Here is a 13,485-nt window from a genome sequence, read left to right as displayed (position 1 = left end):
GGCACCGCGCTTCGGCGCGCCTGGCACGCGTCTGTGCTCGCCAGATCGCGGGAAACCCTGTAGAATCACGGATATGAAAGCCCTAGCGCCGGTCCTGTGCCTGCTCCTCCTCACGTGTTCATCGCGCGGATCGTCGGGTGATGCCGATGCGATCTACAACGCCGGCGAGCAGGAGGCGCAGCTTTCCCCTGGCGTGCAGCCGGTACGGATCGGCGAAGGTGGCGCCGCGTTCGCCGCCTGCGCAGGGTCGGGCGTCGTGGTCAATCTGTCGCCGACGAATGAGTCGTATCTCTCGCTGCGCGCGGCGCCCTTCACCGAGGCGAGCGAAGTCGCGCGGCTGACCAACGGAACCGCGCTGCTGCTATGCTCGCACTCGCTCGATCAGCGGTGGCAGGGGGTGGTTGTGCCGCCCGCCGGCGGCGGTGCCGCCGACTGCGGCGTCGATGCCCCGATCGCTACTGCGCGCGGTTACACCGGCCCGTGCAAATCAGGGTGGGTGTCAAGCGCGTTCGTGCAGGCGCGCGCCGGCTAAGCGCCGCCGCCGCGACGCTACCTGACCACACCCACCGCGTACGTCCGGCGCTCACGACGCTACGCATCGCCGTTGCGCACGAACCGGGGTCAGCGTGCGATGCCGCCCGCCGCCAGCACCGCAAGCGTCACCAGTTCGCTCGCGGTCGAGGTCATCGGCGCGATCTGCACGCTCTTCTCCATGCCGACCAGCATCGGCCCGATCACCGCATCGCCGCCGAGTTCGCGCAGCAGCTTGGCGGAGATGTTGGCGGATTGCAGGCCCGGCATCACCAGCACGTTGGCCGGGCCGGACAGCCGCGCGAACGGGAAATTGGCGAGCTGCTTGGGGTTGAGCGCGACGTCCGCTGCCATCTCGCCTTCATATTCGAAGCTGACCTTGCGTTCGTCGAGCACCTTCACCGCATCGCGGATATTGTCGAGGAACACGCCGCCGGGGTTGCCGAACGTCGAATAGCTGAGGAACGCCACGCGCGGCTCATGCCCCATGCGGCGCGCGACCTGCGCGGTATCCTCGGCGATGTCGGCGAGTTCAATCGCACTCGGCCGTTCGTTGACGGTGGTGTCGGCGAGAAAAACGGTGTGCGTCTGGCCGACCATGAGGTGAATGCCGAACGGCGTCCGACCGGCGACCGGATCGATCACGCGGCGGATCTCGCGCATCGTCTGCGCATAGGTCCGCGTCGTGCCGGTGATCATCGCATCGGCCTCGCCGAGCTGGAGCAGCACCGCGCCGAAGATGTTGCGATCCTGGTTGATCATCCGTTCGCAATCACGCCGCAGGAAGCCGCGCCGCTGGAGGCGCGCGTACAGGAAGTCGACCATACGCGGCACCAGCGGCGAATTACGGCTGTTGTGCAGTTCGTACGTTTCTGGATCGGTGACGCCGAGCGCACGCAGCCGGTCGGGCACGTCATCGCGGCCGACCAGCACCGGCACGCCATAACCGCCGTCCTTGAACGCGATCGCGGCGCGCAGCACCGTCTCCTCCTCGCCTTCTGCGAACAGCACCCGCTTCGGGTGCGCGCGCGCGCCCTCATAGGCGAGCGTCAGCACCGAGGTGGTCGGGTTGAGCCGTGCCTTCAGCGTCTGGCGATAGGCGTCGATATCGAGGATCGGCTTGGTGGCGACGCCCGAATCCATCGCCGCCTTGGCGACGGCGACCGGCACGATCTCCATCAGGCGTGGGTCGAACGGCGCGGGGATGATATAGTCCGGGCCGAAGCTGTGCTTGACGCCGTATGCCTGCTGCACCTCCTCGGCGACCTGCTGGCGGGCGAGCGCGGCCAGCGCCTGCGCGGCGGCAAGCTTCATCTCGTCGTTGATCGTCGTCGCGCGCACGTCGAGCGCGCCGCGGAAGATGAACGGGAAGCACAGCACGTTGTTGACCTGGTTCGGATAGTCCGAGCGGCCGGTGGCGATGATGACGTCGGGGCGCGCCCGCTTGGCGTCGGGCGGGGTGATCTCCGGGTCCGGGTTGGCCATCGCGAAGATGATCGGCCGGGGTGCCATCTTGGCGAGATATTCCGCCGGCAGCGCGCCCGCCGCCGACAGGCCGATGAATACGTCCGCGCCGTCGAGCGCCTGTTCAAGCGTGCGCGCCTCGGTGATCGCGGCGTGCGCCGACTGCCATTGGTTGACGCCTTCACGGCCCTGATAGATCACGCCGCCGAGATCGCACATGATTAGGTTCTCGCCGGGCAGCCCCATCGCCTTGATGAGGCCGGCGCAGGCGATCGCGGCGGCACCGGCGCCGTTAATCACCATTTTGACAGTCTTGATGTCACGGCCGGTGAGGAACAGCGCGTTGATGAGGCCTGCGGCGGCGATGATCGCGGTGCCGTGCTGGTCGTCGTGGAAGACGGGGATGTTCATCCGCTCGCGCAGCGTCTGCTCGATGATGAAACACTCCGGCCCCTTGATGTCCTCAAGGTTGATGCCGCCGAAGCTCGGCTCCATCAGCTCGACCGCGTCGATGAAGCGGTCGACGTCCTCGGTCTTCAATTCAAGATCGATCGAATCGACGTCGGCGAAGCGTTTGAACAGCACCGCCTTGCCTTCCATCACCGGCTTGGAGGCGAGCGCACCGAGATTGCCGAGACCCAGGATTGCGGTGCCGTTCGAGATCACCGCGACGAGATTGCCCTTGGCGGTGTAATCATAGGCCAGCGACGGATCGCGCGCGATCGCCAGCACCGGCACGGCGACGCCGGGCGAATAGGCGAGCGCGAGGTCGCGCTGCGTCGCCATCGGCTTGGAGGCGATGATCTCGATCTTGCCGGGGCGTCCTTCCGAATGGAACAGCAGGGCTTCGCGTTCGGAAAACTGGACGTTGGATTCGTTCGACATGGCGCAGGCTCTCTCCGGATGGTTCCGCCTTAGTGTCACTTGCTGGGAAAGGGAACGCCGCTATCCCAGTTTGCGCGTGTCAAAGTCTTGCCGCGCGCGATCGATCCGGTCGACGTTCGCCTCCGCCCACAGCCATACGCCGCAGAACGCCTCGCTGAGGCTGTGGCCGAGATCGGTTAGCCGGTAATCGACATGCGGCGGGATCACCGGACGGACGGTGCGGATCACCAACCCGTCGCGCTCCATCGCGCGCACCGTCTGGGTCAGCATCTTCTGGCTGATGCCGCTCACCTCCTTGGCGAGTTCGGAGAAGCGCAGCACGGGATGCTGGGTGAGCGCCTCCAGAACGATCATCGTCCATTTGTCGGCAACTCGGCCGATCACGTCGGTGACGAGCGCCTCGACGCGCGGATCGAGGTCGGGGTGGCAGAGCGGCGCGTCCATCGGTTCCCTCGCGGTAAGTACCGCACCTTTCGGTGCTTACTTCCCATCGGTAAGCGGCACGCTACATCGTGTCCACCAAGCAAGGAGACGCAGCATGGACATCACCGGCAACACTATACTCATCACTGGCGGCGGATCGGGCATCGGTCGCGCGCTGGCGATCGCGCTGCACCAGCGCGGCAACGCGGTGATCGTCGCAGGCCGGCGGCTCGAACCGCTCGAAGCGCTTGCCGCCGAGGTGCCGGGGATCGCGATCGCGCAGCTCGACGTCGCCGATGCGACGGCGATCACGCCGTTCGTGGAGAGCGTGACCGCCGCGCATCCGGCGCTCAACGTCGTGATCCACAATGCCGGCATCATGCAGGCGGAGGATCTGCTTGCCGACGGCTTCGCGCTCGACACGGCGGAGGCGACGATCGCGACCAACCTGCTCGGCCCGATCCGGCTGACCGCCGCGCTGCTGCCGCACCTGCGCGCACAGCCCAACGCCGCGATCCTGACGGTGTCGTCCGGCCTCGCCTTCGTGCCGATGGCGGCGACCGCCACCTACTGCGCGACGAAGGCGGCGATCCATAGCTGGAGCCAGTCCCTGCGCGCGCAACTGGAGCCGATCGGCATCGACGTGATCGAGATCGCGCCGCCCGCCGTCGCCACCGATCTGATGCCCGGCCATGCCGAGAACCCCAATTCGATGCCGCTCGACGCTTATATCGCCGAGACGATGGCATTGCTGGAGGCGCATCCGCAGGGGCCGGAGAACACGGTCGAGCGGGTCAAGTTCCTGCGCAACGCCGAACGCGAAGGGCGGTACGACCAGACCTTCGCGACAATCAACCAGCAGCATTGAGCCGATAGCCGCGAACCCCTATCGGCGTGGGTGTGACCGAACCCGCCGCCCCCACGCCGATGATGGCGCAGTATCTTAGCCTGAAGGCGGAGGCGCAGGATTGCCTGCTGTTCTACCGGATGGGCGATTTCTTCGAGATGTTCTTCGACGACGCGAAGATCGCCGCCGCGTGCCTCGACATCGCGCTGACCGCGCGCGGCGAGCATGGCGGGCAGGCGATCCCGATGTGCGGCGTGCCGGTCCATGCCGCCGAGAATTACCTCGCACGGCTCATCAAGGCCGGGCACCGCGTCGCCATCGCCGAACAGACCGAGACACCGGCCGAAGCCAAGAAACGCGGCGGATCGAAAGCCTTGGTCGCGCGCGGCATCGTGCGTGTCGTCACCGCCGGTACGCTGACCGAGGAAGCGCTGCTCGACGCGCGCGCGGCGAACTGGTGCGTGGCGATCGGGGAAGCGGGCGGCGGCGTCGCGCTGGCGGCGGCGGACGTATCGACCGGGCGGTTCGAGTTGATCGAGACGAGCGCCGCCAACCTCGCCACCGAACTCGCGCGGCTCGGGCCAGCCGAGACCATCGCCGCCGAGGACAGCGCATTCGCCGACATGGCGACATCGCTGCGGCCCAAGTCCGGGTTCGACAGCACGCGCGGCAAGGCGCGGCTGCGCGACCTGTACGGCGTGGCAACGCTCGACGGGTTCGGCCAGTTCGATCGCGCCGCACTGGCGGCGGCGGGTGGGTTGGTCGCGTATCTCGACCATACCGCCAAGGGCGCGCTGCCGTTCCTTAGGCCGCCGGTGCTGCGCCAGAGCGCGGGAGCGATGGCGATCGACGCCGCCACCCGTGACAGCCTCGAACTGACCTGCACCACGGCGGGCGCGCGCAAGGGCAGCCTGCTCGATGCGGTCGATCGCACCGTCACTGGCGCGGGCGCACGCGCGCTTGCCGCCGATCTCGGCGCGCCGTTGGTGGATCGGCAAGAGATCGAGGCGCGGCTCGATCTGGTGCAGTTGCTGTGCGAGGACGGCGGCTTGCGCGAGAGCCTGCGCGCCACTCTGCGCGCACTGCCCGATATCGGTCGCGCGCTAGGGCGGATCGCGGCGGGGCGCGGCTCCCCGCGTGATCTTGGCCAGTTGCGAGACGGGCTTAACGGGGCATGGTCGCTTGGCGAGAAGCTGGGGGGCATCGAACGGCCGCCCGCGCTGCTCGCCGATCTCGCCCCGCGCCTGCGCGGGCATGGTGCGTTGATCGACCTGTTCACGCGCGCGCTGATACCGATGCCACCGGTCGATGCGTCGGACGGCGGCTATATCGCGGCGGGTTATGACGCCGCGCTGGACGATCTGCGCGACGCCGGCGCGGGCGGCCGGCGCGCGATCGCAGCGCTGGAGGCGGACTATCGTTCACGCACCGGCATCGTCGCGCTCAAGATCAAGCACAACGGCGTCCTCGGCTATCATATCGAAGTGGCGGCGCGAGTGGCGGACACGCTGATGGCGCCGGACAGCGGTTTCACCCACCGCCAGACGCTGGCGGGCGTCGTGCGCTTCAACGCGCCCGAACTGCACGAGGTGGCAGTGAAGGTGTCGCAGGCCGGTGCCCACGCGCTGGCGGCGGAAGCGTCCCATCTGGAGGATCTGACTCACGCCGCCCTCGCCAGGCGCGAGGCCATCGCCGCCACCGCCGATGCGCTCGCCCGGCTCGACGCTTCGGCCGGGCTCGCCGAGCGTGCCTGCGAGGGTGGCTGGGTGCGACCGACATTGGTCGATCACGCCTGTTTCGATATCGCTGGCGGCCGGCACCCTGTGGTCGAGGATGCCTTGGCGAAACGCGGCGACCGCTTCGTCGCCAACGATTGCCGGCTGTCGGAGGATTCGCGGCTGTGGCTGGTGACCGGCCCGAACATGGGCGGCAAATCGACCTTCCTGCGCCAGAACGCGCTGATCGCGGTGCTGGCGCAGGCGGGTGCCTATGTGCCCGCGACGTCGGCCACGCTCGGGCTGGTCGACCGGCTGTTCAGCCGCGTCGGCGCATCGGACAATCTCGCGCGCGGGCGCTCCACCTTCATGGTCGAGATGGTCGAGACCGCCGCCATTCTCGCGCAGGCGACACCGCGCAGCTTCGTGATTCTCGACGAAGTGGGTCGCGGCACCTCGACCTATGATGGCCTCGCGATCGCCTGGGCGGTGGTGGAGGCGATCCATGAGGACAATCGCTGCCGCTGCCTGTTCGCGACGCATTACCACGAACTGACCCGGCTGGCGGAACGCTGCGACGCGCTGACGCTCCACCACGTCCGCGCGCGCGAGTGGAAGGGCGACCTCGTCCTGCTGCACGAGGTAAGCGAGGGGCCGGCTGATCGCAGCTACGGCCTTGCGGTGGCGCGGCTGGCGGGCCTCTCGCCGGCCACGCTGTCGCGCGCGAAGGCGGTGCTGGCGAAGCTGGAGGCGGGTCGCGCGAAGACCGGCGGCATCGCGGCGGGGCTGGACGACCTGCCGCTATTCGCCGCCGCCCGCATCGAGGAGGCACCGCCTGCCGACACCTTGCGCGAGGCGCTCGCCGCGATCGACACCGACGCGCTCACCCCGCGCGAGGCGCTGGAGCAGCTCTACCGCCTCAAAGGGCTGCTCTGAGCGCGGACGATGGGGAGATGACGCGCGCCCGCGCCTGCCCTATCTCCTGCCCATGCCCAGCCGTTTCGACTCTCTGCCGCAACGCCGCGCGATCATCGATCGACGCGCGCTCGCCGATGCGCTCGCCGCCCTGGAGGGGACCGAACCGATCGCTCTACGCGGCACCGCCACCGCCCTTCTCAAGGCGGCGCTCGACGCGGGCCGCGCGGAGATCGGTCGGCGGCTGATCGAACATCCCTCACGCGGACTGGAGATCGCCGCCGCGCAGGCGTTCCTGGTCGATCAGATCGTCCGCCTGCTGCATGATTTCACCACGCAGCGGCTCTACCCGGCGCATAACCCGACGGCAGCCGAGCGGCTCACCATCATCGCGGTCGGCGGCTATGGCCGCGGCGAGATGGCGCCCTACTCGGACGTCGATATCGGCTTTCTTACCCCCTGGAAGCAGACTGCCTGGGCCGAGCGGGTGATCGAGACGATGCTGTATGCGCTGTGGGATCTCGGGCTGAAGGTCGGCCATTCCAGCCGCTCGCTCGACGAAATGGTGCGCCAGGCCAAGGCCGACGTGACGATCCGTACCGCGCTGCTGGAGGCGCGCTACGTGTGGGGCGATCAAACGCTGTATGACGAGGCCGCGCACCGCTTCAAGACCGAGGTGCAGGCCGATACGGTGCGCACCTTCATCACCGAGAAGCTCGATGAGCGCAACGCCCGCCACAAGCGGATGGGCGACACCCGCTACGCGGTCGAGCCCAACGTAAAGGAGGCCAAGGGGGGGCTACGCGACCTCCACACGCTCTTCTGGATCGGCAAATACGCCTATAATGTGTCCGAGCCGGGCGAACTGGTCGAGGCCGGGCTGCTCAGCCGCGCCGAGTACCGCCAGTTCAACCGCGCCGAGAATTTCCTGTGGGCGGTGCGTTGCCACCTGCACAGCATCGCACGCCGCGCCGAGGATCGCCTTACCTTCGACATGCAGACCGAGATCGCGCGGCGGATGCGGTTCGCTGACCGGCCGGGCAAATCCAAGGTCGAGCGGTTCATGCAATATTACTTCATCCAGGCGAAGCGCGTCGGCGATCTGACCGGGGTGTTCCTCGCGCATCTCGACGAGAAGTTCGCGGCACGCGGCAAACGCTTCGGGCTGCCGATGCTGGGCCGCCGGTCCCCGCGCAAGCTGCACGGCTTCACCGTCGATCGCGGGCGGCTGGCGATCCCCGCCGACGACTTCTTCCAGGCCGATCCGGTGCGGCTGATCGAGTTGTTCGCACTCGCCGACCTGCACGGCATGGAGGTCCACCCGCTGACGATGCGCGTCGCCGCGCGCGACGCCAAGCTGGTCGATGACTTTCGCGCCGCCCCACGCGCCAACGCGCTGTTCCTCGACGTGCTGACCTCCCCGCGCGATCCGGAGACGGTGCTGCGCTGGATGAACGAGGCGGGCGTGTTCGGCCGCTTCATTCCCGATTTCGGCCGCGTCGTCGCGCAGATGCAGTTCGACATGTACCACCATTACACCGTCGACGAGCATACCATCCGTGCAATCGGCCTGCTGTCGCGCATCGAGAACAAGACGCTCGACGAGGATCACCCGCTCGCCAGCGCGGTGTTCGCGCAGATCGTGTCGCGGCGCGCGCTGTACGTCGCGGTGCTGCTGCACGACATCGCCAAGGGGCGCGGCGGCGACCATTCGGTGCTGGGTGCCGAGGTCGCGCACCGGCTATGCCCGCGTTTCGGCCTCACCGAGGCGGAGACCGAGACGGTGGCGTGGCTGGTGCGTCACCATCTGCTGATGAGCGCGACCGCCTTCAAACGCGACCTGTCCGACTTCAAGACCATCCTCGATTATGCCGAGACGGTGCAGAGCGCGGAGCGGCTGCGGCTGCTGCTGCTGCTGACGGTGGTCGATATCCGCGCGGTCGGGCCGGGGGTGTGGAACAGCTGGAAGCGGCAATTGCTGACCGCTTTGTATGAGTCCGCCGAGGAAGTGCTGCGGCTCGGGCATAAGCAGAAGGGCCGCGAGGAACGCATCGCCGCCAAACAGGCCGCGCTGCGCGAGGCGCTCGGCTGGGACGAGACGCGTTTCGCCACGCTGCTCAAGCGCATGCCCGATCCCTATTGGGTGGCCGAGCCGGACGAGGTGCTCGTCCAGAACGCGCGGCTGATCGAACGCGCCGGCACGGCGCAGCTTTCGATCGATACGCGGCCTGACATCGCGCGCGGCGCCACGCTCGTCACCGTCTATGCCGCCGATCATCCCGGGCTGTTCTACCGCATCGCCGGCGCGATCAGCCTGGCTGGCGGCAACATCATCGACGCGCGGATCCACACCACCCGCGACGGCATGGCGCTCGACAATTTCGTCGTGCAGGACCCGGTGGGCGCGCCGTTTGACGACGAGACCCAGTTGAAGCGGCTGCGCAACGGCATCGAGGACGCGCTGGCGGCACGCGGGCGGCTGGTCGACAAGCTGCTCGCAAAACCGCTGTCCCGCCCCCGTGCGTCGGCATTCCCGATCGCACCCAACGTGCTGATCGAGAACAAGGCGTCGAACCGCTTCACCGTAATTGAGGTCAACGCGCGCGACCGGCCGGCGCTGCTGCACCAGCTTGCCCACGCACTGTTCGACTCGAAGGTGACGATCCACTCCGCGCACGTCGCGACGTATGGAGAGCGCGCGGTCGATACCTTCTACCTGACCGATCTGACCGGGGACAAGATCGCCAGCACCACCAAGCTGCGCGGCATCGAACGGCGCCTGCTCACCGCCGCGCAAGGGGAGACGCTGCGCACGGCGGCGTGACGGGACGGTCCGCCGGCCAAGCGTTAGCCGCTGCTACGCGCCGGGGTTTGGCCGACGCACACGGCGCAACCGCGCAGGCAACACATGCGTTGCCCGCCCTGCCTTTCGTTCCGAACGGCAGCAGGAGCCCGCATGGATCGCATCCGTACCGACACGCTCGACATCGCCTACACCAGCGGCGGCCCGGCGGGCGGCTTGCCCGTCCTGCTGCTACACGGCTGGCCCGATGCGCCGGACGGCTGGGCGGCGGTAACGCCCGCAATCGAGGCGGCGGGCTATCGCTGGATTGCGCCGTGGTTGCGCGGCTTCGGGCCGACCCGCTTCCTCGACGCGGCTGCGCCGCGCGATGGTAGCGCCGCCGCGCTTGCCCGCGATGCGCTCGATCTCGCCGATGCGCTTGGCATCGATCGATTCGCGGTGCTTGGGCATGATTGGGGTGGGCGCACCGCCTACGCGCTGAGCGCCATCGCGCCGGAGCGGATCGCCGCCGGCGTGGTGCTGGCGATCGGCTACACGCCGCACGGCCACTTCGTGGTGCCCGACTTCGCGCAGAGTGCACGCTGGTGGTACCAGTGGCTGATGACGTCGGACGCGGGCGCGGCGAAGGTCGCCGCCGATCCGATCGGCTTCGCGCGCGCGCAGTGGGACACGTGGAGCCCTCCCGGCTGGTTCGACGAGGCCACCTTTGCCACGGCGGCGGAGAGCTTCCGCAATCCGGACTGGGTGGCGATCACGCTACACGGCTATCGCTACCGCTGGGGCAGCGAACCGCTCGACCCGCGCTACGCCGCCGAACGCGCGGCGATCGCTGCGACCGAGCGATTGCGCGTGCCGACGCTGCTGATCCAGGGTGGTGACGATCGCTGCGATCCGCCGAGTGAGTCGGAGGCACAGGCGGATGGGTTTGCGGGCCACTACGCGCGGTTGGTGTTGGCAGGGGTTGGGCACTTTCCCGCGCGAGAGGCGCCGGATGCGGTCGCCGACGCGACCGTCGCGCATCTTCGGCGTTTTTGCTGAGAACACGTCGCGGCAAAGCCGCGCCGTCGGCCATCGCCTTGCGATGCCGGCCGAGCGGTTCGCATACGTGATTTCGCTTAGCTAAATCACGGCGAACCTGCGAAAAACGGTTAAGAGCCGCTCTGGCGTTCCTTATTAAACAATATGTTAGCTTGGGGTAGAACGGTTAGAAGAGCGTTCGCCGCCGCTCTCTCATGCGTTTTTGTGAAGCACCTTCGTTTGGTAAGCATCCGGCATGCTTGACCTCGCCTGGGATAAGCGGCGTAAGTGATACCTCTGCTGCCTTTAGCATCGCCGCACATGAGAATTGTCACGCAAACGCACGAGGGTCGGTCGCCGATCGGGATCAAACCGGCGCCACATCCTCGTAGCAGCCGGCGCGCCGCAGCTGCCGAACGATCCCGTTTAAGGCGGCGGTGACGCCCTGTGCGCGGCCTATTTCGTTCTCCTGTGCAGCCGCATCCCAGTACAGCGCCAGCGGCCACCTCTCCGCGCAGTGCGGCAGCAGACAGGAGAGCGCCAGTCGCACATGCATCGTGTCGACACGGCCGTCGGCGCAGCGGGTAACGCCTTCACGTAGCACGAACACGGAGCAGGCGATGACGATGCGCTGGCGCCGCGACAACGCGCTCATCGGAAATCGTGCGACTTGAACCGCACGACCTCCTCCGGATCCAGGCCGTCGGCGTGGGGGGGCCAGTAGCAATTGCGCGGCTCCGGGCTCCAGCCCTTGTCGCCGCGGTCCGGCGCCCCAGCATGGCGCGCACCGTCGCCACCTCCGGTGCGGTGCGGGAACGACATCTCGCCAACCCTGTGCAGCAGATCGCCATGATCGATGATCCGGTCGCAGATGACGTGGATCACCTCGCCCTCCTTCTGCACCCGGCCCTTCATCCCGATCATAGACGCCGACATCACGGTGCGGCGCTGCGCTTCAAAGCGGTCGGGCCAGAGGATGCCGTTGGCGATCCCGGTCTCGTCCTCGATGGTGATGAAGAGCACGCCCTTGGCGCTGCCAGGCTTCTGCCGGACGAGGATGATCCCGGCGACCTCGACATGGCGCCCATCGCGGATGTTGGCGAGATCCGCGCAACGGGTGACACCCCTGCGCGCGAGCTCGTCGCGGACGAAGGTCAGCGGGTGCGCACGCAGCGAGAGCTGGAGCGCGCGATAGTCCTCGATGACCTCTCGACCGTCGGTCAGCGGCCGCAATGACACGTCGGGCTCGATCCCTTCCGCGCTGATGCTGTCCGCTGCGCGGTCAGCCGCCGCGAACAGCGGCAGCGGTGCCTCGCCCAGGCCGCGCACCTTCCACAATCCCTGCCGTCGGTCGTTGCCGAAGGCGTGAAACGCATCGCCATCGGCTAGCTTTTCGATTGAAGCTCGCGGCACGCCCGACCGTTGCCAGACGTCCTCGACGCTCTCGAAAGACCCCGTGCCGCGTGCACCCACCATAGCGGCGCCGTCCTTGTTGGAGAGGCCGCGGATCTGCCGCAGGCCGAGCCGTACAGCGAGGTACTTCCCACCCGTGCGCTCGAGCGTGCAGTCCCAGCGGCTGGCGTTGACGCAAGGCGACGCCGAATTGGCCGCGGAACCGCTTCTCGCGCTCGCGGACATGATGGACGCCGAGCGTAACGGCCGCCTCTACGACGCGGGGCTGAGGACGGCCTTCGATCTGTCCCAGGTATCCTGGATCATACAGGCGCCCAATATCTCGTCAGCGCTGTCGGCGATGCTCGGACCCGATGGTGCCGCTCTCGAAGTGCTTATCGGCCAGGGCATGTCGGAGGACCTCCGTCGGCTTTCCGTGGCCGCGCAGGCAGCCGGTGCCGCGCGAGACGATCCCGCAGCGGTAGATGCGATCTACTTCGCGCTCCAGAACAACTTCGCTGCGAACAGCAAGGCGGCCGGCAGGACCCTGTTCGAGCACGCTCTCAACGTGCGGCACGGGCTGAGGATCATACCGTGACCAGACGCCCGAGACAGCGCGGGCCGCCGGGCTTCGGGCGCGGGCACACGATACGTCGCATTGCTGCGGGACATAGCGTGCTGAACAACAAGTATCGGCACGCCCGCTCCGTCGCTGGACCTTTACCTTGAGCCCTACCGCAGCGCGACAGCCGGCAATTCCTGCAATTTTCGTCATGGATTTGCGCAAAGGTTCGGCCGGGCATAGTTCGTGCTTTCACGATCGTGCGAGCCGACCGTGCAGAAACAGGTCGGTAGCAAAATCGACATGCGTGTCGAGCGATGCGTCGTCAGGCCGCCTCGAAACGCCGTAAAGCGCACGGCTTACCATTCCAGACAATGTGAGATCGAGAAAGGCGACCGCGTCGCGTTGCGGCGATGCGCAATCCAGCGTTCCCGCCCGGGTCCACGTTTCAAGGCGTGCAGACAGAACCGCTTCGATTGGATCGACTGCAAGGCTGCGGTAGATGTCTGCGACTTCCGGAAAAGCCTCACCTTCGGCAATTGCCATGCGGCCGACGAAAATATTGTCCTCTCCCAAAATCCACCGCAGTGCCATGCCGCCGAACCCGCGCAGCCACTCTGCCGGCACCTCGCTGTCAATATGCTGCCAGTCGATTTCACTGCTCCAGCGTGCGGCAATGCGCGCTACGACCGCCTGAAACATCTCCCGCTTGGTAGGATAATGCCGGAACATCGTCGGCTTGGACCCGCCGAACAGTTCCAAAATCCGGTTGGTGCTGGCGCCTGCATAGCCCGCCGCCATGAACTCCGCCTGCGCGGCATCGAGAATGCGCGCTTTCACGACTTCCGGTTTACGACTGATCGCCGCTTTTTTTGGAACGCTCATTCTGCTATCTAAACCTTCTGGTGTCGATTCGATAAGAACTGGGAGA

Annotated in this window: 10 protein-coding genes and 1 pseudogene; 6 read left to right on the top strand and 5 right to left on the bottom strand. The window is 67.3% G+C overall.

Going from position 1 to position 13,485, the window contains the following annotated elements; translation table 11 throughout:
- Positions 1-73 precede the first annotated feature (73 nt).
- Positions 74-532 carry a hypothetical protein gene (locus OXR00_RS18140; RefSeq protein ID WP_267389630.1) on the top strand — a complete coding sequence of 153 codons (459 nt, stop codon included), beginning with the start codon at positions 74-76 and terminating at the stop codon, positions 530-532.
- An 89-nt stretch (positions 533-621) separates the two neighbouring features.
- Here the strand turns inward: OXR00_RS18140 and OXR00_RS18135 are convergent, their stop codons facing one another.
- Together OXR00_RS18135 and OXR00_RS18130 are read right to left on the bottom strand one after the other, a co-directional pair.
- Complete coding sequence (locus OXR00_RS18135; protein WP_267389629.1) at positions 622-2,880, bottom strand: NADP-dependent malic enzyme; 2,259 nt, start codon at positions 2,878-2,880, stop codon at positions 622-624.
- A gap of 60 nt (positions 2,881-2,940) precedes the next feature.
- A complete protein-coding gene (locus OXR00_RS18130; protein ID WP_267389628.1) occupies positions 2,941-3,324 on the bottom strand; it encodes a helix-turn-helix domain-containing protein in 384 nt (127 codons plus the stop codon).
- Positions 3,325-3,418: 94 nt separating this feature from the next.
- Between OXR00_RS18130 and OXR00_RS18125 the strand changes: the two genes are divergently transcribed.
- The 4 genes from OXR00_RS18125 to OXR00_RS18110 all read left to right on the top strand — a co-directional run bounded on the left by OXR00_RS18125 (position 3,419) and on the right by OXR00_RS18110 (position 10,621).
- On the top strand, positions 3,419-4,171 hold the full coding sequence (locus OXR00_RS18125; RefSeq protein WP_267389627.1) for an SDR family oxidoreductase: 753 nt from the start codon (positions 3,419-3,421) through the stop codon (positions 4,169-4,171).
- A 59-nt stretch (positions 4,172-4,230) separates the two neighbouring features.
- Positions 4,231-6,801 (top strand): DNA mismatch repair protein MutS, encoded by a 2,571-nt coding sequence (mutS, locus tag OXR00_RS18120; protein WP_267389656.1) that lies wholly within the window; start codon positions 4,231-4,233, stop codon positions 6,799-6,801.
- Between the two features lie 52 nt (positions 6,802-6,853).
- Positions 6,854-9,604: a [protein-PII] uridylyltransferase gene (locus OXR00_RS18115; RefSeq protein ID WP_267389626.1), complete on the top strand. Its 2,751-nt coding sequence runs from the start codon at positions 6,854-6,856 to the stop codon at positions 9,602-9,604.
- A gap of 132 nt (positions 9,605-9,736) precedes the next feature.
- Positions 9,737-10,621, top strand: coding sequence for an alpha/beta hydrolase (locus OXR00_RS18110; protein ID WP_267389625.1), 885 nt, complete (start codon positions 9,737-9,739; stop codon positions 10,619-10,621).
- Between the two features lie 346 nt (positions 10,622-10,967).
- On the opposite strand, the gene OXR00_RS18105 is transcribed toward OXR00_RS18110, so the two are convergent.
- Positions 10,968-11,255 (bottom strand): hypothetical protein, encoded by a 288-nt coding sequence (locus OXR00_RS18105; protein WP_267389624.1) that lies wholly within the window; start codon positions 11,253-11,255, stop codon positions 10,968-10,970.
- A pseudogene (locus OXR00_RS18100) lies at positions 11,252-12,193 on the bottom strand (OB-fold nucleic acid binding domain-containing protein); the annotation flags it as partial. The pseudogene OXR00_RS18100 and the gene OXR00_RS18105, both read right to left, overlap by 4 nt.
- 10 nt (positions 12,194-12,203) lie before the next feature.
- On the opposite strand from OXR00_RS18100, the gene OXR00_RS18095 reads away from it, so the two are divergent.
- Entirely contained in the window at positions 12,204-12,590 is a 387-nt protein-coding gene (locus OXR00_RS18095; RefSeq protein ID WP_267389623.1) for a hypothetical protein, read from the top strand.
- 216 nt (positions 12,591-12,806) lie between these two features.
- Here the strand turns inward: OXR00_RS18095 and OXR00_RS18090 are convergent, their stop codons facing one another.
- Positions 12,807-13,439, bottom strand: coding sequence for a TetR/AcrR family transcriptional regulator (locus tag OXR00_RS18090; protein WP_267389621.1), 633 nt, complete (start codon positions 13,437-13,439; stop codon positions 12,807-12,809).
- Between the last annotated feature and the right edge of the window lie 46 nt (positions 13,440-13,485).

It is taken from the genome of Sphingomonas sp. GC_Shp_3 (assembly GCF_026540945.1).
Lineage (GTDB): Bacteria > Pseudomonadota > Alphaproteobacteria > Sphingomonadales > Sphingomonadaceae > Sphingomonas.
This window is presented reverse-complemented; position numbering and strand designations above follow the sequence as displayed.